The organism is Spirosoma profusum (assembly GCF_014699005.1).
Classification (GTDB): Bacteria; Bacteroidota; Bacteroidia; order Cytophagales; family Spirosomataceae; genus Spirosoma; species Spirosoma profusum.
In genome coordinates this window covers 264652-289871 of the sequence record NZ_JACWZY010000008.1, presented here as the reverse complement: position 1 = coordinate 289871, position 25220 = coordinate 264652, and the positions used below count along the sequence as shown (strand labels likewise).

Sequence of the window (25220 nt, the reverse complement as noted above, 5' to 3'; positions counted from 1 at the left end):
TTCAGCGAGTCCAAAGTAGCTAAAACCATCTCTTCTCTTTTCACCCCCATCTGTCCACTTTTACTTGACGACGTACACTAGAGTTAGTGTGACCGATGCACAAAATAAGGGCTATTTACCTTGTAAAATTTGCTTTTGATGGTAATCAAATAATCTACCACATATTGTATGCTTTATGCCAGGTTGGTAATAAAAAATCGAAGGCGTAAAAAGAACTCTTGCAAGGCGACAATTATAGTAGGCGCCTATAATACGTCCAGAATATATCAACTTAAGGAGCAATCAACCCCAGTAACTGACCTAGCTGGATGACAAATCCACTAACAGAAGAAAAGTCGGAAGCTAATTCAGTTAAAGCCTTAAAGGCATATTTAGGCGCTTTACCAACCTTTACTCCATCCTCAACTTCCTGCAGGCATTCTACTAATTCCTGTTTCTTTTCTGGATTTACTGAGCTATCACTACCAAGTGCTTCCCTGATCCGCTCAATAGTCTGCTGAATGTTACTGCTATTTTGAGTGATATTAACCTGATTTGATTTGCTGACCAGATTTGCGTTAGGGCTATTAATAATAGCATTATGATAGTTATTTGTAATAATTGATTGGCCTCTATATGTAAATGAGTCTCCTTCAACAAACTCAATACCTTCGCTTTTCATATCAACCCAAGCACCAGTGTTAGTCGCAACGAATTTTACATAGCCAGTATCAGCAAGCCGCCTACCAAGTATATGTGCATCATCAAGGTTTACATCAACTCCTTTCTCGCTTAACAATTTTACTATATCCCCACTCTTACCAGTTTTTTCGTAAAGAGATTTTAAAGCTAGATCGAGTTTTTCAACCTGTTTCATTGGTGTAAATGGATTGTCAAATAAATTCTCATGTATGCAAATTCGTATGCAAATAAAAAGCCACTCACATTTTGATGTAAGTGGCTGATAATCAAGTGCACTCGTAGGGATTCGAACCCCAAACCTCCTGATCCGTAGTCAGGTGCTCTATCCAATTGAGCTACGAATGCATTGCGCTATGGCATTCCCGTTGATTGGGAGTGCAAAATTAGGGAGAAAAAAAGGCTCTGTCAACCTATTGTCCGGAAAAATTTGCTTTACGCTTCATTAGAAAAGCACCAATTCCTTCGGCAGCATCCGCCGAACGGCCTAGCTTGTCCTGATTGTCAGCCTCTTGCTCGAGTTGCTGGTCGAGGGTAGCGTAAAACGATTGATTCAATACTTGCTTCATAGTGCCAATGGCTCGTGTGGGTGCTGATACGTAGTAACGTACCACTTCTTCGACGGTATCGTCCAGATTACTATAAGGCACAGAACGACTAACTAAACCGATTTGGGCGGCTTCGGGACCGTAGACGCGTCGACCAGTACTACACAAGTCGAACGCTCGTTGCGGACCCACCAGCCGGGGCAGAAAGAACGTAGAACCAGCATCGGGCATTAATCCAATGTTTACGAAAATCTGGCTGAAATACGCTTCGTCGGCGCAAATCACTACGTCGCAGGCCAGTGCCAGTGAGCAACCCGCTCCCGCAGCCACACCATTGATACGTCCGATTACGGGCTTGGATAACTGACGTATCGCCATAATCATGGGGTGATACGTTGCCCGCAACGACTCGCCCAGCGCGAGTTGTCCACCAGATGCAGCAGCCTGGGCAAAGCCTTCTTTTAGATCGGCTCCCGATGAAAACGCTTTATCGCCCGAGCCTGTAATCAGCACCACTCGTACCTGGTTGTCAGCTCCCGCAGCCTCAACAGCTCCCGTAATGTCCCGAATGAGACTAGCACTGAGTGCGTTATATACCTGTGGGCGGTTGAGCGTAATCCGACAAACGCCGTCGCTTGTTTCATAAAGGAGATTTTCGAACATAAAAGGAAAGGGTTTTACCAAGAGCCGTTTTTGTCATGCCGACCGGGACGCGGAGTCGAAGGAGGAATGACAAAAACACTCTTTTTGGGATTCTTTTTGAACTCTGAATCAGTTTTAAATGAGCCAGTATACGGTAATAAGACTGACGCTCAGGCCTAATACAAAGCCTGCGCCTACCTGATTGAGTGTATGGGCGTTGAGTTTAAGTCGGGCACTCGCCACCAGCCCTGTTACCATAATTAGCAAAACCAGCGTACCAAATAAGTCCGTCAGGCTGTACCGAAGAATAAATCCACCGATAACACCAACTACTCCGCTTAGTCCTACGCTGTGTGCACTAATTTGCCAGCTCAGGCTAATAAAACCAACCAGCAGAATAGAAACAGCGATACTGGCGATAAGAATCCCAATTTCCGGAGCTAGCGTCGATACACCTTGCATCTGGAACCGAAATAAATATGCCAGAATTGTATAGACAAAAGCCGTCAGGAAATACGGTAGACGCCGATCTTCCAACGTAGTGAGTTGCAGACTTCGAACGTAGCCGCTGCGGAACAGGTAATAAATCAGCAGGGAAGGTACGGCAAACGTACCAATGAAAATCAGTACCAGCAGGCTCAGCCGCGCGGTACCAGGGATGGAATCCATGCTCAGAACGCTGGGCGTTTTAAACAACAGTAGGCCGAACAGCCAGGTCGGCATCAGCAGCGGATGAAAAACAACCGACAGGAAATTGGCAAACGACTTTGTCAACGATGAACGATAAGTGATAAGTGATGAATGCTTCGTCAGAGCATTTTATGCTACAAAGTTAATAGTACAAAGCCACTCATCACTAATCGTTCATAATTCATCACTTTATTAAAGTTGTTTCCGCAACCGGGCTACGGGAATGTTGAGCTGCTCGCGGTATTTGGCCACGGTACGTCGGGCGATGTTGTAGCCCCGATCGTTCAGGATTTTTTCGAGTTTGTCGTCCGAAAGGGGGTTGAGTTTTGGCTCAGCATCAATCAAATCGCGGAGAATGTTTTTCACTTCGCGGCTGCTAACGTCTTCACCCGTGTCGGTCGAGATACCTTCGGAGAAGAAGTATTTAAGCGGGTATAAACCGAATTCGGTCTGCACGGATTTGCTGCTGGCTACCCGTGAAACGGTCGATACGTCCATATCGATCAACATAGCAATGTCCTTCAGAATCATCGGCCTTAGCTTCGATTCGTCGCCCGTCAGGAAGAAATCATACTGAAACTGGACAATCGCGTTCATGGTTTTTAGCAGGGTTTGCTGGCGTTGCTTGATGGCGTCGATAAACCACTTGGCCGCGTCCAGCTTCTGCTTCACAAACGAAACCGTTTCTTTCAGGGCTTTATTCTGCTTGCTGCTCTTGTCATACGTATCGAGCATATCGGCAAACGAGCGGCTGATACGTAGTTCGGGGGCATTCTTGCCGTTCAGCGACAGTTCGAGTTTGCCGTTGTTGTTGGTCAGAATAAAATCGGGGAGCAGGTATTGCGCGGTGCCGTCTTCGCTTTCTACCGAACCGGGTTTGGGATTCAGCTTGATGATCACGTCGATTACCTTCTTGAGTGAATCATCGCTGATATTCAGGCGACGCTGAATTTTGTCGTAGTGTTTTTTCGAAAACTCATCGAAAAAGTCTTCGATAATCCGAATGGCAAGGAGGTTATATGGGTCAGACGGGTCTTTGCGGTGGAGTTGCAGCAGTAGGCATTCCTGCAACGAACGGGCGGCAATTCCCGGCGGATCGAACGACTGAATTTTGGTCAATACCTCCTCAACTTCATCGGTATCGGTCAATACGTTCTGACCGAAAGCAAGGTCGTTTACAATGGCCTGAAGTGGTCGGCGGATGTAGCCATCGGCTTCGATACTGCCGATGAGTTGCATCCCAATGGTATCTTGTGTTTCGGTCAGATTGAGATAGCCAAACTGTTGAAGCAGCGAATCCGTCAGGCTCGAACTGGTAGCCAGCGGCATTTCGCGGTCTTCGTCGTTGTAATTCCCATCGCCCTGCATTTTGTAACCAGCATAGTCTTCGTCCTGAATATAGCTGTCGATGTCCAGATCGTTGTCGCTATCTTTATAATCATCGACTTCATCGAACGAATCATCGTCTTTCTGGTCAAATTCTTCATCCATGCCTTCTTCGAGGGCGGGATTAATTTCTAATTCTTCTTCAATACGAGCATCTAACTCAGCCGTTGGGATCTGCAACAGTTTAATAAACTGAATCTGCTGCGGAGATAGCTTCTGCTGTAGGGATTGGGCAAGGCTTAACTTCTGCATGGTGGTGCTGTGAGCTGTAGATGTTGTGCGCGTTACGTCGAGTATTTGGTGATAGGCAAATTTGCCCTGCGCAATTATCAGACCAAAATAATCAGTTTTTTGTTTTTGGCCTATAAATTTTCTGTTCCCCGCCGAAATAGTACCTTCGCGCCCATGACAAACAAGCTTTATGATACGTCGCTAAGTTTGCTGACGGACTTGTACCAGGTAACGATGGCATACGGGTACTGGCAATCTGAAACGGCTGAGAAAGAGGCCGTTTTTAACCTGTATTTTCGGAAAAACCCCTTCGGCGGAGGCTTCACCATTGCCTGTGGATTGGCCAACGTAATTGGGTATATCAACCATTTTGGCTTCTCAAAAAAAGATTTACGCTACCTCCGAACACTAACCGGAAACGATGGCAGACCGCTCTTCGAAGAAGCATTTATTGAGTATCTGGCCCAGCTCAAACTGACCTGCACCATCGACGCCATGCCAGAAGGCACGGTGGTTTTTCCGAACGAACCGCTGATTCGGGTAAGAGGTCCCATTCTACAATGTCAGCTACTGGAAACGCCTTTGCTGAACCTGATCAATTTCGAATCGCTGATTGCCACTAAAGCGGCCCGATTGCGACTGGTGGCTGAGACCGATACGTTACTGGAATTCGGTTTGCGTCGGGCGCAGGGTGTCGATGGGGGGATGACGGCCAGTCGTGCCGCTTACATTGGCGGCTGCGATGCTACGTCGAACGTACTGGCGGGTAAACTCTACGATATTCCTGTTCGCGGTACGCACGCGCATAGTTGGGTGATGTCGTTTGACGATGAAAAGCAGGCTTTTGATACGTATGCCAACGTACTGCCCAACAACGTAACACTATTGGTCGATACGTATGATACGTTGCAGGGCGTTCGACACGCTATTGAAACGGGGAACCGCCTGAAGGAACAGGGGCACAAGCTGGCTGGTATACGGCTCGACTCCGGCGATTTGGCGTATCTAAGTATCGAAGCCCGCAAACTGCTCGACGAAGCTGGTTTTCAGGATACGGCCATAGTCGCCAGCAACGATTTAGATGAAACTATTATCGGCAGCCTGAAGCAACAGGGCGCACGTATCGACATCTGGGGTGTGGGTACCAAACTTGTTACGGCCTACGATCAGCCGGCGTTGGGCGGTGTGTATAAACTGGCAGCACTACGTAACGAAAAAGGAACGTGGGATTATAAAATGAAACTTTCGGAGCAGGCTATCAAAATTTCGACGCCAGGGATTCAGCAGGTACGTCGGTTTCAGAATGAACGTGGTTTTATTTCCGACATGATCTACGATCAGGAAATGGATGGGTTGGACCGACACTCGGCCGATAAACCCTCCGTTATGATTGACCCGCTGGACTTTACGAAACGTCGCCGTTTTGAAGCGGGACAACCACACGAAGACTTATTAGTGACTGTTTTTGAGGATGGTAAACAGGTTTATAAAAATCCGGATATTCATTCGGTACGTACCCGCGTACAAAAGCAACTGGCAAATCTGCATCCCGGTGTGAAACGCTTTGTCAATCCACACCTGTATCCAGTCGGCCTTGAGAAGAATCTCAACGACCTGAAAACCGAACTTATTTTGAAACTGCGGGGCGAGTAAGCCTTAATTCTGCTACGTTGGCTACCGCGAAAAGTCCCTGTTTGCGCTACTCAGGTTATGACAAAGAGCGCTGATTTAACAGACGCTTAATAGGACTGTACAGAGATTATTGGTTTTTTTGCCGGATGAATGCACAAACTCGTAAGCTATGAAATCCGTGGAACTGGTAGTTTTTGATATGGCTGGTACGACCGTAACCGATCATCACGAAGTAGAACGTTGCTTTGCCGAAGCCGCCAGAGAAACGGGTTTGACCGTAACGGACGAGCGAATTCTGGCCATGCAGGGATTGTCGAAACGGTACGTCTTCGAAACCTTGTGGCAGGAACAACTTGGTGCGCAGAGTTCTCTTGTGACTCAGAACGTCGACAAGTCTTACGATACGTTCCGCGAAATACTCGAAAACCATTACCGCACACACGGAGCAACCTCTACCGAAGGGTGTCTCGATACGTTCGCCTGGTTGCGCGAACGGGGAATACAAATTGCCCTGACAACAGGTTTTTACCGCGTAGTGACCGATATCATTCTGGAAAAACTGGGTTGGCTAAATGACCTTAACGACCAACGTATCGGTGGCCCAAACAGCCTGATTCAGTTGTCGATTGCCAGCGACGAAGTGGAGCGCGGACGTCCGTATCCGCACATGATTGAGCGCGCCATGAAACTGCTTGGCGTTTCTGATCCCAAAGTAATAGTAAACATCGGCGACACGCCTTCTGATTTGCTATCAGGTCGGGCGGCTGGCGTGGGGCTAAATCTGGGCGTTACTAACGGTACGCACACCCGCGAACAACTGGAAGATTACCCCCATGATAAACTAATTGGCTCCCTGCGGGAATTGCCGGATCTAGTCGAGAGCCGTCAGTCTTTTGAGATGAATAATGCATGATGGAAAATGTATAATGGGTTTATGGTGAGCCTCTTAATCCTGGAATTAGTTATTCATTATCCATTTTACATTATTTATTAACCAGCTATGTACGATTTGATTGTTGTTGGTGCTGGAGCACTCGGTACGTTCCATGCGTATCACGCAGCTAAAGCGGGTTTGCGGGTTTTGCTGCTCGAAAAAGACCGTTTTCCGGTAGGGGCTACCGTTCGGAATTTTGGGCAGGTGGTACCGTCGGGGCTGGCTGGACGCTGGTTCGATTACGGACGCCGGAGTCTGGAAATTTACCGAAGCATTCAGCAGGAAACCGACTTAAGTGTACGCCAAAACGGTACTGTCTACGTAGCATCGGATGCCGACGAATGGACGCTCGCCAACGAGTTGTACGACCACTACCAGCAATTAAATTATTCCTGCGAGCTGCTCAACAAAAAACAATGCCTGGTAAAATACCCGACTTTGCAATCTAATTATCCGGTGGGTGGTTTGTTCTTTCCCAGCGAAATGAGCGTAGAGCCAGACCAGATGATTTACCGGCTGATTACTTATATCCAGAAAAAGTACAACGTTGAGTATCAGTCGGGTGCAGCCGTAATTGATGTGCAGTCGAATTATTCCGGCGCCATTCTGACACTGGCAAACCGGCAGCGATATCAGGCTGGGCGTATACTGATTTGCAGTGGTCATGAAGTTCGGTTGTTGTTTCCCGACGTACTGGCCGAGGCAGGGTTGATTGTGAGTAAATTACAAATGCTCCTGATGGCACCAGTGCCCGGGCTGAACCTGCCGGGTAATATTCTGACCGGCCTGACCATCCGGCGGTACGAAGCATTCCAGAATTGCCCATCGTATAGCTCTATTCAGTCGCCCAGCCAATACAGTGAACTCCAGAAATGGGGTATCCATATTTTGTTCAAACAAGCCACCGACGGCTCCATTATCCTGGGTGATTCACACGAATACGCCAACGCTACGCAGGCCGAAGATTTAGGATTCTACACGCAGGATTTCATCAACGACCTGATGCTGGCTGAAGCCCGACGTATCGTTACGTTCCCGTTGGTGACGAAAAAAACATGGGCCGGTTTTTATAGCCAGACCAAAGCCGAAATTTTTGAACACGACGTAGACGAAAACATACGTATCGTTACAGGCATCGGTGGAAAAGGCATGAGTTCGGGCGCTGGTTACGCCGAACAGAGCCTACGAGAATGGATGAACGTAGTGGGGTAATTGCGTTACGTCATCCATAACAACGTATCGTTTCGAAAAGCTCTGCTCATGAGTACCCAATGAAGTAACAGCCTGTTTTGTCATGCTGAGGCACGAAGCATCTTAAATCTCCCTTACTCTTAAATCTCCCTTACTTATGAATAATGAAACATTAAGATGCTTCGTGCCTCAGCATGACAAAAACAGCTTTTCTATGAATTCTCTATTATTTCATAATTCGCTCTAATACTTTCTTACCGTCATGGTTATCAGGGTTTAGCGCGACTGATTTCTGGTACATGCTAATCGCCTGGGCTTTCTCGCCATTCCTTAACAGTGCGTCGCCCAGACTGTCATACGCATTCCAACTGTCGGGATACTGTTTAACAACTAACTTGAAGACTTCCAGCGCTTCCTTCGGTTTTTCCTGCCCATTCATCAGCCGGTAACCCCAGTCGTTCAGGTCATTTTCCGTTGGCTGAAAAGCTGGATTCGTCCGTTTTAGATCGGTAAAGATGGTCGGCGCCTGGTCGAAACCGCGCTTCTCCAGTTGCATTCTTAACGCTGTAATGGGGTCGGATGCCGGAATCGATGGATTAAAGAAACCGGCCAGTTCATCGACAAATTCTTCAGGATAGGAACCGGCAATATTGGTGAGTGCCACAATGGCCAGATCGTCGTTTGGATACACAAACATGGCCGAACGACCACCACCTGTGATCACCATAGCGTCATGAACTGGTCGTGGCTTCAATACCCAGCCAAGCGCCCATTGCGTTGGCTTTCCATCATTGTAAGTCCCTGTTGTCCAGAGCGTTTTAAGTGTTTCTTTCTTTATTAACAATTTGCCCTGCTGCAACGCTATGATCCAACGGGCCATATCCTCCGCCGTACTGTTCATACCCGAAGCCGTCCGACGCATGGGCGGAAACTCGGCGTAATTGATAATCAGTTTTTCTTTGCCAAGCGGTTTGCCGTCGAGGTTCGTTACGTAGCGGTACGATTGCACCATCCCCGGAATGATATCGCGCGAATCGCCAAAGCCGGTGCCGGGCATCCCTGCTACGTCGAACTGTTTTTCCTGAAAGACCTGAGCAAACGGTTTTCCCTGAAGTTTATCGATGATTTTGCCGAGTAGGAGGTAGTTGGTTTGATTGTAGCTAAACTGCGTTCCCGTCGCAAAATCCATCGGAAATGCCTGAATTTTAGCAAACGTAGCTTCTTCCGTACCAACGCCCTGAAGTCCGTACGTACCCGGATTTAAAAGCCGGTTGATATCAGGTAAGCCCGAAACGTGGGTCAGCAATTGCCGGATCGTGACGGGTTGCCAGGCTTGAGGAAGACCATCCAGATACCGGGAAACCGGGGCCGAAAGGTCTACTTTCCCTTCTTCCACGAGCTGCATAATGGCCACGCCTGTAAACGCCTTTGTACAGGAATTGATTGGGAAAATACTTCGATTTGTAACAGGCACCGCATCTTGCACATTTGCGGTGCCATAGGACTTCGACAGCACCAGCTTTCCATGCTGAACCACCGCCACCTGAAGGCCCGTAATCCTACGTTCCTTTATCTGTTTTTGCAAAAACGCATCGATCTCTTTAGACGATTGGAACGTGGTTTCATTGCTCGGTTTAGGCTGGCCGAAGGAATATAAACAGGTTATAAGATAAAAGCAGATTGCTAGCCCAGTCCATACTTGATATTTGTTGCGACCCATACGATTTTGGTTTCGCTGGAAACTTCAATTTCGAAGTTGGGTTACAAACAATCAGAAAAATTAGTGAGGTGATTTAGAACCAATCCCGGATTTACATTGGGTTAAGATTTTATGAAGTTTTTCAAAATGAATTCATAAAGCCTTGATAATCATCATGAGTATCCAGTTGTAGAGAGGCCATACTTTTGCAGAAACTCCATTTCGCATACTAACCTGCAATTGTATGAAGCATACGCTACGTGCTACATTACCACCTATTCGCGCACTACGTCGATGGCTGGTAGTCATTCTGTTTAGCCTTCTATCGTGCCTGTCGGCACTGGCTCAGTCAATCACTGGGCGCGTTCTTTCTGGCGATGATAATCAGCCACTGCCCGGCGTATCGATTGTCGTAAAAGGCACCACCGCCGGTACTACGTCGCGCGCTGATGGTACGTATTCGATCAACACAACGGCCAATAACGTACTGACATTTTCTTTTATCGGCTATGAAACCCAGGAAATTAGCATTGGTAGTCGCAGCACCATTGACGTTACGTTGGTAGGAAGCCCTAAAGCGTTGAACGAGGTAGTTGTGACTGCGCTTGGGATTAAAAAAGACGTCAGAAATACGGGCGTGGCCATTCAGACGGTAGATGGACTGTCGCTGGTGAAAGCGCGTGAACCCAACCCAATTAACTCGCTGGTGGGTAAAGTAGCTGGTTTGACAATTGGTCCTTCCGCCGAACTGCTACGTCGCCCGACGATTTCGCTACGTGGCAACACCGACGTCTTGTTTGTGGTCGATGGTGTACCCATCAACTCCGATACCTGGAACATCAGCAACGACGATATTGAAACCTATACCGTACTGAAAGGCGCGTCGGCGTCGGCGTTGTATGGCTTCCGGGGAAAAAACGGCGCGATTCTGATTACGACCAAACGCGGTTCGAAAGACAAACGCGGCTTCTCGGTCGAAGTGAACACCAGCCAGCAGTTTGATCAGGGATTCATTGCTATTCCGAAACTACAGGATGAATACGGCCCTGGCGATCACGGTGTTTATGAGTTCGTGGATGGTAAAGGCAACGGTAAAAACGATGGTGATTACGACATCTGGGGGCCACCGCTAGACGGTCGTTTGTTACCGCAATATGACAGCCCGATTGACCCGGCTACGGGCAAACGCACACCAACACCCTGGACGGCTCGCGGAAAAGACAATCTGAAACGGTTCATCCAGACGGGTATTTTGTCGACCAATAATATCGCCGTTTCGTCGTCGGGTGAGAAGCATGATTTGCGGTTTTCACTGTCGCACAACTACCAGCGCGGTTTGGTTCCGAATTCGAAGTTGAATATCACCAACTTCAATACGTCGCTGGGCTACAACTTCTCACCCAAACTTCGGTTTGAGTCGAATATCAACTACAGTCGCCAGGCTACGCCTAATTTTCCCGACGTTAACTACGGCCCAAACTCGCTGATTTACAACATGGCAATCTGGGGCGGGGCCGACTGGAACGTAGATGATATGAAACAAATCTGGCAACCGGGCAAAGAAGGTACGCAGCAGATTTACGCCGAATATCAACGCTACAACAATCCCTGGTTCATGGCCGAATACTGGTTACGTGGTCACTATAAAAACGACCTATATGGCTATACCTCACTACGTTACCAGATTGCCGATGGTCTGCAATTGACCGGAAAGACACAATTGACAAGCTGGAATCTGCTACGTACCGAGAAATTCCCGTACTCGATGACGGTGTATGGACGGGAAGAAGCGCGGGGCGATTACCGCGAAGACCGCCGGAATCTGTCGGACAACATCAACCAGGTGCTGCTTCAGTATAACAAGAACGTAACACCTGATCTGGCTATCAGTGCGCTGGCTGGTGGAGAGTTGCGCGTACTGAACTACAATTCTGATTTCGCCAGCACCAACTACCTGAACGTACCGGGCGTGTACAACTTCGCGAACTCCTCAAATCCGGTTATGGCGACCAACTACACAGCCAACATGCGAGTGCTATCGGCTTATTACTCAGCTGATTTTACGTTCCGCAACCTTGCTACGTTATCCACCACGGGCCGTGTCGATAAACTTTCGACCTTGCCCAAAGGTAACAATACGTACTTCTATCCGTCGGTGGCGCTGAGTACGGTGGTTTCGGATTACATCAAGCTACCGGACGTAGTGTCGTTCCTGAAACTGCGGGCGTCGTATGCCAACGTGAAAGACGGTCTGACGGCCGCGACAATTGGCTCAACACCGGGGCTGTCGTTCCCGCTTGGATATGGTGATAACTACGCTTCTTCTTATGGCGGTCCTACGTATGAGAACGCAGCTGTGTATTCGGTGCCGCTGGCGTATAATAATCGTCCTGCTGCGTATTATACCAACTCGCTGAACAACCCGAACCTGAAACCGAATTCAACATCGCAGATTGAAGTTGGTCTGGACGCTCGTTTCCTGAATAACCGGATTGCACTTGATGCGGCTTATTTTGTGAGCAATGATGGTCCTCGGATTTTCAAATTACCTACCTCTGAAACAACGGGTTATACTGAACGTCTGGTCAATGGTATCCGAACACAGAAGAGTGGGGTAGAGGTGTCGGTAACGGGCAAAGCGCTACGTACTACGAGTGGTCTGAGCTGGGACGTAGTAGCCAACTATTCGACTTATACCGAGAAGCTAAAAGAGGTTTATCCTGAGGGGAATATCAATACGTTGGCGTCGAATTTCTTCGTCGGTGGAAGCAGTTCCAGTCGCTTCATCACAGCCGGCGACCGGACGGACGGCTACTATTCTGGCGCGTTTGTACGCACGCCGGATGGACAACTTATCAACGATGCTGGTGGCCGGCCCATCGTCAATCCGGTGTCGCAGTTTCTGGGTTATGTCAATCCAAAATTCGTGTGGGGCATCAACAACCGTTTTGCCTACAAAAACTGGAATTTCAGCTTCCAGTTCGATGGCCGGGTTGGCGGTGTAATCGGCGATTACATTAAGCAGAAGACGTATCAGGGCGGTCGTAACCTCGAAACGGCGCAGGGCGCTCTTGGCGAAGCTCGTAAACAGGATGTACTGGGCGTGAAAGCGTATCTGGGCGAAGGCGTGCAACTCAGCAGCGGCACCATTAACTACGACCCAGTAGGCAACGTAGTGAATTACGGCGAGTTGAAATACGTACCGAATACCACGAAAACCTTTGCGCAGGATTACGTAGCGCGGGTGTACGGTCAAACGGAAGCGTTCCTAATCAGTCGGAGCTATGCCAAACTACGCGAAGTGGTTATCGGGTATACCTTGCCCAATACGTTCCTGAATCGCGTTGGCGTACGACAGGCAACGGTGTCGGTGGTGGGACGCAACCTGCTCTATTTCGCCGAACGTAACGACCTCGACCTCGACCAGTTTGTAACCGGTGGTACGTCTGATCTGCAAACACCGACCACGCGCCGGTATGGTATTAACCTGAATCTGACATTCTAAAACGAGTTGATAGTCATTAGCCGCTAGCGTCAGTAAAAAACTCTGATGACTAGCGACTGATGACTGTCGACTAATGACTTTACAACTATGAAACTTTATAAATTCATTCTTCCCTTTTTCGCGCTCGCGCTGGCGAGTTGTGAGCAGTCGTTCGAAGAGCTCGAAAAAGACCCCAACCGGCCAACTAATGCCACTCCATCACTGGTTTTCAACGGGATATTGAACGACCTTTATTCATCTGCTGGTAGCGGTGGCTGGGGACCGGAACAACGTTGGAATCAGTTCTACGCCAGTAATTACAACTACTACGCGACCAACGAATATACCTGGACTACTACTGGTTTTCAGTATACTACGCTGAAGAACGTAGTGAAAATGGAGGAGGAGGCCAAACGGACTGGTTTACCCGATGTGAACGCCTATTCGGCGCTGGGCAAGTTTTTTCGGGCGTATTATTTCGTGAACATGAGCCAGCGTGTAGGCGATATTCCGCTGAATGACGCGCTCAAAGGACAAAGCAATCTGACACCGACATACAACACACAAAAAGACGTATATGTACAGGCCCTGAAATGGCTCGATGAGGCCAACACCGACCTGGCGGCACTGATTGCCAAAAATGATAACAACCAGCAGGGCGATATTTATTTTAGCAACAGCTTGAGTAAGTGGCAGAAAGCTGTGAATACGTATAAACTGCGCGTTTTGATTAGCTTGAGTAAAAAAGAAACAGACACGGACCTGAACGTAAAACAGCGTTTCGCGGAAGTGTTGAGCAACCCGACGAAGTTTCCGGTAATGGCCAGTTCCGATGATAACCTCCAGTACGTTTATAACAGTACGTTCAACAAATACCCGCGCAATCCGGATAATTTTGGACAGAACGCTACGCGCGAAAACATGGCCGCTACGTATCTCGGTACGTTGACTTCACTGAAAGACCCGCGTACGTTTGTGGTAGCCGAGCCAGCAGCCACTAAACTGGCCGCTGGTGTTAAACCAACCGATTTTGCGGCTTTCGTGGGAGCGTCGTCGGGAGAGGATTTGGCCGATATGTCGTCGAAAGCGAATAAAGGTGATTATTCGTTCCAGAACCGGAAACGCTATTATAGTACGTATACCGCTGAACCGTATATCATCATCGGCTACCCCGAACTACAATTTAATATTGCAGAAGGTATCAACCGGGGCTGGGCTAGCGGCAATGCCGAGACGTATTACCAGAAAGGTATTCAGGAGTCGTGGTCGTTTTATGGCCTGAAGGATGGTAACAATGATGTATTTTTCTCGGCGGATGGCGGTTATCGAAATTTTACTACGTATCAGGTTGCGGTTAATTTTGCCACGTATTACGCCCAGCCAGCCGTTAAATACGCGGGCAATTCGGCTGCTGGTCTGACGCAGATTCTGACCCAGAAATACCTGGCATTTTTTCAGAATTCAGGGCTGGAAGCATTTTATAATCAGCGCCGTACAGGTGTGCCTACCTTCCTGATTGGTCCTGGAACGGGTAACAGCCAGCGCATCCCGAAACGGTGGCAGTACCCAACTTCCGAACGTTCGTACAATACCACGAATTACGCTACGTCGATCCAGAGCCAATATGCTGGGAAAGACGATATTAACGACACAATGTGGTTGCTGAAGTAAATTAGCGACAAGTGATGAGCGATGAGTGATGAACGGTTTAATTATCAAGCTACCTTTGTTCGTCACTCATCGTTCATCATTTATCACTCATCAAGCTTTATGAACCGTAGGACCCTCCTCAAATCAGCTTCGCTGCTTCCTTTCTTGCCCGAATCGCTGACCCAGCCAGCGTCGGTTGTGGCCGCTCGCAAACGCTCGTTACGTTTTGCCTATATGGGCGATACGCACATCACACCCGATACCACGCCGATGCAAGGCGTCGCCAAATGCTTTCATCAGGTGCAGAGTCAAGCCGATAAGCCGTCGTTTATTCTGCATGGTGGCGATGTGATTATGGATGCGTTGAAGGTAGACCGGGCTGAAGTTCAGAAACAGTGGGACGCCTGGCATACGGTAGCAAAAGCCGAGAATTCGTTGCCCATTGAATACTGCATTGGAAATCACGATATCTGGGGGTACGAACAGGCTAAAAGCGACCCGATGTATGGTAAGAAATGGGCCGTTGACCTGATGAAAATCGGCAATCGTTACCGAAGTTTTGATCGGAACGGCTGGCATTTTATCATCCTCGACAGCGTGCAACTTACCCCAGAAAACAAGTGGTACACTGGTTTTATTGACCCGGAACAAATGGAGTGGCTGAAAGGCGATCTGGCAAAAACTGATTCGAAAACGCCCGTACTGATTCTGTCGCATATTCCTATTTTTAGCCCTACCAGTTTCTTCAACGAGCAGAATGTGGAAAATGGTAACTGGTCTATTTCAGGCGCGGTCGTTTTGTCGAATACACCGGAATTGCTGAAGCTGTTTTATCAGTATCCGAACGTAAAAGCAGCCCTGAGCGGCCATATGCATTTACTGGATCGGGTTGATTATAATGGTGTTACGTATCTCTGCAATGGCGCCGTATGCGGAAACTGGTGGAAAGCCGATACGTTTCAGCAAACCAAAGCGGGCTATGCGCTTTTTGATCTTTACGATGACGGCACCGTAGAACGTACCTATCTGCAATACAGCTAACTCGCATGGAATCTATTCGAAATTTATTCGCGCAAAGTGGTCAGGATGAGTACTTTGGTGAACCCATTACGCAGCTTGAACACGCCCTGCAATGTGCTCTTCTGGCGGAGCAGTCGGGTGCTGACGATGATACCATTGCGGCTGCATTTCTGCACGACATTGGGCACCTGTTGCCACCCGAACTGGCCGGTGATTATATGGATGGTTACGGTACGGTAGACCATGAAAAACTGGGTGCCGACTACCTGCGTGAACGTGGATTCTCGGAAAAAGTGGCGCAATTGATTGAAAACCACGTCAATGCCAAGCGGTATCTGGTTTTCAAGAATCCGAATTACTTTGCCCGATTGTCGGAAGCTAGTTTGAAAACCCTCGAATTTCAGGGCGGTCCGATGACGGCAGGGGAGGCCGCAGCTTTCGAAACAAATCCTTATTTTAAAGGAATTTTACTGCTACGTACCTGGGACGAGCAGGCTAAAATTCCCCAATTACCCACACCCGACATGGAGTACTACATGGCTATCTGTCGGCGGAGCGCTGGTTATTAGACTATTACCCAGTTTGGGGAACGTAGCGTTGGTGAGCTGGCCATTATTTACTATTTTGTCATGCTTCTGCCGTTCCGAAGCCTTTTCAATAAACTATGCGTTCACCCGCTTTTCTCCGTAACCCTACTACGTTCGTCATTTACGGGGCCGTTGTGGCCTTTTGTACATATGCCTGTATGTACGCCTTCAGACGGGGTATCACCGCCGTTACGTTCGAAGGTATGACGTTTGCCGGAGTAAGCTATAAAATCTGGCTGGTGACGGCGCAGGTGTTTGGCTATGCCGTCTCGAAGGGTATCGGTGTGAAAGTGGTTTCGGAAATGTCGCCCGCAAAACGTGCAATCAATATTCTGATTTATGTGGCCATTGCGCTGCTGGCGCTGCTTTGTTTTGCGCTGGTGCCTGCCCCCTGGAACATCGTGTTTCTGTTTCTGAATGGCCTGCCCCTCGGCCTGATTTATGGCACTATGCTGAGATTTCTGGAAGGCCGTCGGCAAACCGATGCGCTGGTGGCTGGCCTGACCGCGTCGTTCATTTTTGCGTCGGGATTCGTGAAAACGGTGGCGTTGACCATCAAAAGCGCGTGGGGTATATCGGAGTTCTGGCTCCCCTTCGTAACGGGCAGCCTGTTCATTATTCCGATGCTCATTTCCATTTACGGCCTGACGCTGTTACCTCCGCCAACCGACGAAGACCAGGCACTACGTACCACGCGCAAACCGATGAATGCCGACGAACGTAGGGCGTTCGTACAAAACTTTCGTCCCGGCCTGATTCTCCTGATTTTATCTTACGTACTGCTCTCCGCATTCCGCGATTTTCGCGACAATTTCGGCCCTGAAATTCTAAAGGATGCAGGTGTCGAAAACGCTGGTATTTTCGCCAAAACCGAAACGATGGTGGCGTTCGGTATTCTGGTGGTTATGGCTTTACTTCAGCGAGTTACAGATAATTTTCGTGCCTTTACACTACTGAACGTACTGATGCTGGCTGGTGGTGCATTGGTTGGGCTTAGTACGTATGCCTATACAATTGGTTCACTCTCACCCGGCAACTGGTTTCTGCTCACCGGCTTGGGACTTTATATGGCCTACGTGCCCTGCAATGGACTCTATTTCGAGCGATTGATTGCGTCGTTTCGCTACGTTAGCACGGTGGGATTTATCGTTACGTTAGCCGACTGGTATGGCTATCTTGGCAGCGTAGGCGTACTGCTTTATAAAAACTTCGGTCACGCAAACATCAGTTACCGGGAGTTTTTTATTTACGGCGCGTATACGTTGGCTATTCTCTACATTGTGTTGGTGGCTGCTTCCTTTCTGTATTTCAAAGGGCGTTTTTCTGCCAAATCGCACGCTCCGCAATCCGCCTATGAAGGCATTTAGGCTCTTAGTGTATGAATACGAAATTGTTGGTTTAGTGCCAGTTGACTAGCACGTTAGAGCTTGCTTTTATCTAACTGTTTATACTCGCATCGAGTTACCTACAATAACAAAGTAGCGAACGTGAAATAGATAACAAAATGGATCAGAGACTAAGTGTTATTACGTTAGGTACAGATAATCTGGCAGCTATGAAGAGTTTTTACTCCGAAAAGCTCGGCTGGCAAACAGAAGCTGAAAATAAAGATATTGTCTTTTATAAGATGAATGGTTTTCTGTTCAGTCTTTTCGACCGAAATAGCCTGGCAACAGGAGCAGGCGTATCAGCTACGGGAAACGGTTTCCGATCCCTTACATTGTCCTGCAATGTAAATTCGAAGGAAGAGGTTGATGTATTATTTAAAGAACTGAACGCAAAAGAGGTTAAAATCCTGAACGAACCTCAGGATACGCCTTTTGGCGGTTACTTCTTCTGTTTTGCTGACGTAGAAGACAATGTTCTTGAAGTGGCTTACAATCCATATATTCCCATGGATGAACGTGGCAATGTGATTACCCACAAGAATATTGATAATTTATAAGTGATAGACAAGTGACAGGGTAATCGCCTGATTTTAAAACTATATGCTGTCGAAGCCCTATGCGACAGCAATACGTTCACTTACCCATAATTCACGTTAACTACTGACGCCTGTCAGTTTACACCACCCCACCCATAAACGGGTCACTGATACTGCTGGCCCCGGTTTCAATACGGCCGGCGTAACGCTGTTCGAACGACGTATCACCTTCGACACGAATACTGAAATCGTACCATCCGAAGCTTTTTTTCAGGTCCAGACTCAACGTAGTAGATTTACCACTGTGCGTGCGTCGTTGTGTATCTTGTTTGTAAGCGTTATCGATCACGCTGATTTTCCACGGCTTTTCACTCTGACTACTTAGTTGAATCGTCAGTTTGGGTGTTGTTAATGATGGGCTATCATCGACGCAACGTATCGTCAAAGAAGGTTGTGCCGCTTTTCCCATAAACTCACGGAAGAAACCGTTGGGGCCGTACACCCGAAAATGATACGTAGCATCCGGCGTTACGGGAAACGTATCATTCACTACGTCGCCAGCTCTAACGGCGTAGTCACGCACCGAGTGATCGGCCATATTGTAAACCGTGAACGGCGCGCCCGCCGTGGCCTTTCCAAACCGGTTGTTATGCACGCTAAACGTAATGTTAAACTGGCGATTGTCGGAGCTGAGATTACCATCGGCCGAGAGTTGGTAGGGGAGGGCGCAGGACGGGCGGGTTCCTTTTTCCTGATGCACCATCAACGATGATTTTGATTGATTCAACGCTTCCAGTTCAGTTTTACTCAGCGCCCGGTAACCCGACGGTACGTCCTTGAACTGTGCCTTATGAATGCCTTCGATGAACGTATCACGCTGAACCGCAGTCGGTAATGGGTATTTCTCGCCATTGTACGGACGAAAGACTGATGTCAGATCGCCACAAACAGTACGTCGCCAGTTGCTGATGTTGGTTTCCTGAATTGGCTTTTTCGTTTTCTGACTCAGAAATCCTTCCAGAAACTGCAACACCGACGTATGGTCGAACACTTCCGAGCAAACGTAACCACCCCGGCTCCAGGGCGACGCCACTACCATAGGCACTCGGTACCCCAAACCGATAGAGCTTTCGCGGGCGTCTTTTTTCGGATTCGCTACGTTCCGCTTTAACTCCTGTTCCATGCTGACGTGTTCCGACGCCGTATCAATGCCTTTAGATACCTTTCCCGTTTCAGGGCGGTTGGGGTGAGGAGCTACAAACGGCGGTACGTGGTCGAAATAACCGTCGTTTTCGTCGTAAGTCAGAATGAAAATGGTTTTCTTCCAGACATCCGGATTTTTGGTGAGAATGTCCAGAATTTCAGATAGATACCACGATCCGTACCAGGGCGCTCCCGGATGGTCAGAGAAGTTTTCCGGCGCTATAATCCACGAAACCGTCGGCAATTTTCCCGATTGTACATCGGCTCGAAACTGGTGCAACGTATCACCTTTCGGAATCGCTACGTTTCGCGTTACGTCGCCGTCCTGATACGTCAGGCGGTCTAACTGGCGGTGGTGCGGATCGTTGACATTGGTGGTAAACGCCTTCTGGTGCAGCGCTTTCTCGCGGGCCGACAACTTCTCAAAATTACTGGCTACGTATCGGTCGCCTTCGTCGGTCAACTCTTTCAGTAAGGCTGTTTTTTGTTGAAGCGTCTTTCGGGCAGCAACGCCTTCTTTGCTGGTCTCGGCTAACGTACTGACCTGCTGCTCAAGGGCTTTTATTTCGTTGGGTAAGGTACGTAGCGCTTCTGCCCGATACCGCTGATAACTGTCCGAAAACTTAACATTATACTGTGAAAACCACTCGATTGGATTGTCGCTGAAATTGGCCAGCCAGCCATCTTCCTCGCCCGTAAATCCTGTCGATAAGTTGATTTCGTTCTGATAAATGCGCCAGGAAATGCCGTTGTCTTCCAGCCGTTCGGGGAAGGTGGGCCAACTGGCAAGTCTGTCATAATCAGTGTCTTCGTTACGTACCCGCGCCTTTACGTCCATCGAATGTTTTTCACGAACAGTGCCACTCCAGAGATACAGTCGGTTGGGTGTCGTGCCGGTCAGCGATGAGCAGAAATGCTGGTCGCAAACGGTAAACGCATCGGCAAGGGCGTAATAAAACGGAATATCCTTTCGGTCGTAATAGCCCATCGTGAGCGGCATGTGCGCATACTCTTTATGCCCCGACGGTTTGGCTTCGAGCCAGCGGTCATATTTGCCACCGTTGCGGGCATCCACCTGATTCGCCCACGAGTGCGGCAGCGAACTCATCCAGGTGGATTTGGTGTCGTGTATGTTCAGCCGGAAAGGGGCGTAGGTTTCGCCGGCCGGATTGCTCTGAAACCAGACTTTATTCTTGTTCGGCAACGTAATGGCGCGTGGATCATTAAATCCACGAACGCCCTGAAGCGTACCATACGTATGGTCGAACGAGCGGTTTTCCTGCATCAGAATGACGACGTGTTCAGCATCCAGATACGTACTGCCCGGCGCTGGCGCAATGGTCATCGCTTTCTGGATAGATTCCGGCAGGCCGTCCCAGATGCCTGCACCGCCCGCCAATAGAGCCGCTTTTTTCAAAAACTCGCGCCGTGTATCCATTCGATTTTCGTTACGTTAGGTCGAATACAAATGTACGTTGATTGGGATTTTTGGGAAACAGCTTTGTTGTTAGCAAATCGTGATTTTATACAATACCGGTTTACTGGCTTGTCAGGCCACGGTGATGCGCGTTTTATGAAATCTTCCACGTATCGATTCACTACTTTTGTGGCCGATCATTCGCTTACGAACATGCTTACGCTCGATAATTTCGATCAGCAATTGCCGAAAGATTTACTGAAAAAAGCACAGCCTTATTTTCAGAATAAAAAGGTGTTATATGTAGAACAGGATTCAAACGGCATCTGGCAGGCGGAGGTGGAAGGCTCTGATACGTACTCCGTTGAAATAACGCTTTCTGGACGTACCATTGCCGACTCATTTTGCGATTGCCCCGTTGAAAGTCCGACTTGTAAGCACGTAGTAGCGGTGCTGTTTGCACTACGTGAAGCCATTCGGAAACAGGGGACAACGTCGGGTAAGGCCGCTAAAAAAGTCGGCAAAAAATCGGGTAAACTGACGATTGCTGATCTGGTGCAGCAAGTGAGCGCCGATGAGCTACGTGCCTTTGTCGTTGGCCACGCTACGTCCGATAAAACATTCGCGTCGAAGCTACAGCTTCACTTTGCCGATAAAGACGAACGTATCGATGTAGGTAAACAGTACACCGATTTAGTTCGGAAAATCATTCGGGAACACACCGATCGACGCGGTTTTATCGACTATCGCAGTACGTTCAAACTGGCAAAAGAAATCAATACGTTGCAGGCAACGGGCGTAAAAATGATTGCCCAGCGCAATTTTAAAGACGCACTCACGCTGAGTATGGTGTTGCTTCGGGAAATGATGATCGTTTTGGGCGAATGCGACGATTCGGCCGGAAATATTGGTAGCTCAGTCAGCGGGGCTATCGATTTATTACAGGAAATAGCTATACAGGAGGATGCCGCTCCGTCCCTGCGCCGTCAACTGGTCGACCAGCTTGCCAAAGAAGTACTCGATAAACGTTACTTCGGCTATAGCGATGCGGGCATTTTGTTGCTTGACGTAGTGCGTCAGGCAGTCGTGAAATTACATGAACCCGACTTGTTTTTGGATCTGCTCGACCAGTTGATGCCGATCCATAAATCGGGTAGCAGTACGTTTTATCAAGATTTTTTGCGGACCCTGCGTGTAAAGTTTCTGCGCGATATCGGTCGTGATGAGGAGGCCGATCGGGAAACCGAGGCCAATATGGATATTGTGGCGGTTCGGGCGCAGGCGGTTAATCAGGCGATTCAGGCCAGGCAGTATGACCGGGCAAAAAAGTTACTGCACGACGGCGTTCGGATCGCTGAAGGGAAAAAGCATCCGGGCACAGTGCAGCAGTGGGAGCAAATTTTTCTCACCATTGCCGAAGCCGAAGGAGATACGGATGAAATTCGGCGATGGGCGAAGAAATTTGCGTTCGACCGCTGGTTTAACGTCGAGTATTTTCGCCGATGGAAAGCTACGTTTTCGCCGGAAGAATGGGCCATCGAATATCAACGGCTGGTGGAGAAGATTCGTCAGGACATTGCAGATGAAACAAAAAAACGTCGTTCTGGCTGGGGTATTAATGTTGCCGACGACCTGCTGAACCGATTAGGGCCAATTTTTACGGAAGAAAAGCAATGGCCTGATTTACTGGTACTGATTCAGCAAGCGCCCCGACTTGATGCCCTGAAACAGGCACTCCCGCATTTAGCCAGTCTTTATCCGTCCGAAATGCTGGCTTTGCTTATACCCGCCATTCGCCAATTAGCTGAACATGCCAATACGCGCTCCGATTATAAAGGCATAGCGTCGTGGCTGAAACTGGTTCGAAAAACCATTGCCAACAGCCACTTGAAGACCGATGCCCTGATAAACGAACTAAAAGCCACTTATTTAAAGCGACCTGCTTTTCAGGAAGAACTGAGTGCCATTAAATAAGGTGAATAATGGCACAATGGTCGATTAATTAATTCATTTACAACGTATTGCTGACGCCAGGGGCTTCGACAGGCTCAGCCTGACAAACCAACTTGAGTCAACAACTTTATATGGACTGTCAGGCTGCGCCTGTCGAAGCCCCTGGCGTCAGCAATACGTTGATTTATCCATGTTTATCATCTAGTTATTTTCTTTCGGCTAGCTGTTTAACTATCTTCTTTAACTCGTCAATATCCTTTTGTTGCTGGTGATGCGCAGCTTGTTGTTGCTGATCGTGCTGATGAAGCTGGCGGTTTTCCTTTTCCAGTTGAATACTGTACAGCGTCAACTCTTCCACCTTCTGAAGCAGTAACGCGTTCATCTTCACCAGATCCACCCCCTCTTTCACCACCTCATCCGCCGAAGGTACGCCTGGCAAATGGCCATGCAGATTAATATGCTGTTCTACCTGAGATAGTGGCTTTAATTGATACGTCGGTGAAAAGACCGTGTCGCTCCACTGATTCACGTTATCAATACGCAGGCGGTGTTTGGCCAGAACAGTTTCACCCTGCTCATTGACGGTTAAGAATTGGTCGGTTGTACCCTGAAAAAGAGGATTATTTAAGTGGGCGAATTTGATCTTACCATTGTTACGTAGGTTGATGGTCCCCCGTACATCCAGCGGAAATTCGGGAGAATCAGTCCCAATGCCAACGGCGATACTGGTGTTATCAGGATTACCCAACACGATAGCGTTATTTATGGCCACTCTGGAGTTGTTGCCAATCGCTACCGCGTTCTGGAGACTGCTACTAGCCGGTTTACTATTCAGGCCAAGCATGATATTGTTGCTGCCTGATATGTTGTTAGTGCCAGCAATTTCACCGATGAAGATATTGCCAAAGCCCGTGGTATTTGTCTGACCGGAATTATAGCCCATAAAAATATTGCCACCTCCACTACTATTACCAACACCAGCCTGTGCCCCAATAAATATATTACTGACACCGGTTGTATTGCTTAAGCCAGCTTTAGACCCAATAAATTCATTATAAAAACCTGATGAATTTTGTAACCCTGCCGATGATCCTATAAATGTATTGTCGGAGTTTGTCGTATTTTGACCTGCAGAATTGCCTATGAATGTATTATTAGAAGCGGTTGTGCTGGTAAACCCTGAAGCCGCTCCTATGGATGTATTATAATTCCCGGTCGTATTACTCTGACCTGCAGAAGTGCCCATAAACGTATTATTGATAGCGGTTGTATTACTTAACCCGGAAGCAACGCCTATAAATGTATTCGCATTTCCGGTTGTATTGCTCTGACCTGCAGAAGTACCTACAAACGTATTGTTAAAAGCAGTTGTATTACCTATCCCAGCATAGAAGCCTAGAAAGGTATTGTTGTATCCTGTTGTATTGTAGAAACCAGTTCCACTACCTATAAATACATTGTAATTTCCTGTTGTGGTAGATGCACCGGCATTATAGCCTAAAAACGAATTATCATTACCTGAATTACTGGCACCTGCGTTCGCACCTATAAATGTGCCATTGATGGCTGTGGTGTTATTTACTCCTGATTGAAACCCTACAAACGTATTGTTATTACCCGTTGTGTTATTGGTTCCAGAGTTCATTCCGACAAACGAATTGAGGCTTCCCCTTGTATTGCTGCTACCTGCGTACGCTCCTATAAAGGTGCCATTGAGAGCTGTTGTGTTATTAATTCCAGCGTTAGTGCCTACAAATACATTATTCTGACCCGTCATCGTCAGATTTCCCGCGCTGGGGCCCAATAGTGTATTATTGGTACCAGGTATAGTTAAGTTTGGTGTTCGTACCACATAGTTAGTCTGAGCCACTAACGGACCACTGGCTGCTACGAATACCAATAGAAACAGAAGAAGTGCTTTCATGAAGGCAGAAGTTTAGTTTCGTCAAATCTAGCAGACAACTGGTATTCTCCTGTTTCACTTTACTTTTCGGTAGGATTTGTGGAATAAAATACCCCAAGCGGTCGGAAAGCGAAACGTATTCAGGGCAAAATAGAAGTTCAGCAGTTGCATGCCCTCTGAGGTGAAGTAGTAGCGCAACCTGATGTCAGCGTAATTGACCGATACGTTGCCTTCGTTACGTAGTTGCAGATACGTATTGATCGTGTTGGCCGCAGGGCTGGTTTTATTCACCGCGTAGATTTTCAGACTCTGAACCGGAGTCACTACGTTGGTTCTGTCCCCCAAACCAATGACAGCTGTTAGGGCTTTTAGCGCTATGGTATAATCGTTGGTCAAACTCACCGAAATAACGCGACTGGTAAATCGGGAAGTCCTATGGCTATTATTT

At 48.1% G+C, this 25220-nt stretch carries 18 protein-coding genes and 1 tRNA gene; 10 read left to right on the top strand and 9 right to left on the bottom strand.

Going from position 1 to position 25220, the window contains the following annotated elements; genetic code table 11:
- Positions 1–271: 271 nt before the first annotated feature.
- From IC229_RS12620 to rpoN, 5 genes are all read right to left on the bottom strand, one after another.
- A complete protein-coding gene (locus IC229_RS12620) occupies positions 272–856 on the bottom strand; it encodes a hypothetical protein (protein WP_190887336.1) in 585 nt (194 codons plus the stop codon).
- A 96-nt stretch (positions 857–952) separates the two neighbouring features.
- A tRNA-Arg gene (locus IC229_RS12615) sits at positions 953–1026 on the bottom strand.
- Positions 1027–1091: 65 nt separating this feature from the next.
- Positions 1092–1889, bottom strand: coding sequence for an enoyl-CoA hydratase/isomerase family protein (locus IC229_RS12610; protein ID WP_190887335.1), 798 nt, complete (start codon positions 1887–1889; stop codon positions 1092–1094).
- A 114-nt stretch (positions 1890–2003) separates the two neighbouring features.
- A complete protein-coding gene (locus IC229_RS12605) occupies positions 2004–2642 on the bottom strand; it encodes a hypothetical protein (protein WP_449451357.1) in 639 nt (212 codons plus the stop codon).
- A 108-nt stretch (positions 2643–2750) separates the two neighbouring features.
- Complete coding sequence (gene rpoN / locus IC229_RS12600) at positions 2751–4196, bottom strand: RNA polymerase factor sigma-54 (RefSeq protein ID WP_190887334.1); 1446 nt, start codon at positions 4194–4196, stop codon at positions 2751–2753.
- Positions 4197–4349: 153 nt separating this feature from the next.
- Here rpoN and IC229_RS12595 point away from each other — a divergent pair, with 153 nt between their 5' ends.
- The 3 genes from IC229_RS12595 to IC229_RS12585 all read left to right on the top strand — a co-directional run bounded on the left by IC229_RS12595 (position 4350) and on the right by IC229_RS12585 (position 7953).
- A complete protein-coding gene (locus tag IC229_RS12595; protein ID WP_190887333.1) occupies positions 4350–5828 on the top strand; it encodes a nicotinate phosphoribosyltransferase in 1479 nt (492 codons plus the stop codon).
- Positions 5829–5976: 148 nt separating this feature from the next.
- On the top strand, positions 5977–6720 hold the full coding sequence (locus IC229_RS12590; protein ID WP_190887332.1) for an HAD family hydrolase: 744 nt from the start codon (positions 5977–5979) through the stop codon (positions 6718–6720).
- A gap of 87 nt (positions 6721–6807) precedes the next feature.
- Positions 6808–7953, top strand: a complete 1146-nt coding sequence (locus tag IC229_RS12585; protein ID WP_190887331.1) for a TIGR03364 family FAD-dependent oxidoreductase — start codon at positions 6808–6810, stop codon at positions 7951–7953.
- A 205-nt stretch (positions 7954–8158) separates the two neighbouring features.
- Here IC229_RS12585 and IC229_RS12580 read toward each other — a convergent pair whose 3' ends face one another.
- Positions 8159–9517 (bottom strand): serine hydrolase, encoded by a 1359-nt coding sequence (locus tag IC229_RS12580; RefSeq protein WP_262893388.1) that lies wholly within the window; start codon positions 9515–9517, stop codon positions 8159–8161.
- Between the two features lie 358 nt (positions 9518–9875).
- Here IC229_RS12580 and IC229_RS12575 point away from each other — a divergent pair, with 358 nt between their 5' ends.
- From IC229_RS12575 to IC229_RS12550, 6 genes are all read left to right on the top strand, one after another.
- A complete protein-coding gene (locus IC229_RS12575) occupies positions 9876–13136 on the top strand; it encodes a SusC/RagA family TonB-linked outer membrane protein (protein WP_190887329.1) in 3261 nt (1086 codons plus the stop codon).
- A gap of 87 nt (positions 13137–13223) precedes the next feature.
- Entirely contained in the window at positions 13224–14786 is a 1563-nt protein-coding gene (locus tag IC229_RS12570; RefSeq protein ID WP_190887328.1) for a SusD/RagB family nutrient-binding outer membrane lipoprotein, read from the top strand.
- A gap of 99 nt (positions 14787–14885) precedes the next feature.
- A complete protein-coding gene (locus IC229_RS12565) occupies positions 14886–15806 on the top strand; it encodes a metallophosphoesterase family protein (RefSeq protein ID WP_190887327.1) in 921 nt (306 codons plus the stop codon).
- A gap of 5 nt (positions 15807–15811) precedes the next feature.
- Entirely contained in the window at positions 15812–16354 is a 543-nt protein-coding gene (locus tag IC229_RS12560; RefSeq protein ID WP_190887326.1) for a phosphonate degradation HD-domain oxygenase, read from the top strand.
- A 95-nt stretch (positions 16355–16449) separates the two neighbouring features.
- Entirely contained in the window at positions 16450–17739 is a 1290-nt protein-coding gene (locus IC229_RS12555) for a DUF5690 family protein (RefSeq protein ID WP_190887325.1), read from the top strand.
- A gap of 137 nt (positions 17740–17876) precedes the next feature.
- Positions 17877–18317 carry a VOC family protein gene (locus IC229_RS12550; RefSeq protein WP_190887324.1) on the top strand — a complete coding sequence of 147 codons (441 nt, stop codon included), beginning with the start codon at positions 17877–17879 and terminating at the stop codon, positions 18315–18317.
- Positions 18318–18435: 118 nt separating this feature from the next.
- On the opposite strand, the gene IC229_RS12545 is transcribed toward IC229_RS12550, so the two are convergent.
- Positions 18436–20937 (bottom strand): phosphocholine-specific phospholipase C, encoded by a 2502-nt coding sequence (locus IC229_RS12545; protein WP_190887323.1) that lies wholly within the window; start codon positions 20935–20937, stop codon positions 18436–18438.
- A gap of 135 nt (positions 20938–21072) precedes the next feature.
- Here IC229_RS12545 and IC229_RS12540 point away from each other — a divergent pair, with 135 nt between their 5' ends.
- Positions 21073–22890, top strand: coding sequence for an SWIM zinc finger family protein (locus IC229_RS12540; protein WP_190887322.1), 1818 nt, complete (start codon positions 21073–21075; stop codon positions 22888–22890).
- A 184-nt stretch (positions 22891–23074) separates the two neighbouring features.
- Here the strand turns inward: IC229_RS12540 and IC229_RS12535 are convergent, their stop codons facing one another.
- Both IC229_RS12535 and IC229_RS12530 read right to left on the bottom strand, forming a co-directional pair.
- A complete protein-coding gene (locus IC229_RS12535; RefSeq protein WP_190887321.1) occupies positions 23075–24793 on the bottom strand; it encodes a beta strand repeat-containing protein in 1719 nt (572 codons plus the stop codon).
- Positions 24794–24847: 54 nt separating this feature from the next.
- Positions 24848–25174, bottom strand: coding sequence for a cellulose binding domain-containing protein (locus tag IC229_RS12530; protein WP_190887320.1), 327 nt, complete (start codon positions 25172–25174; stop codon positions 24848–24850).
- Positions 25175–25220 lie beyond the last annotated feature (46 nt).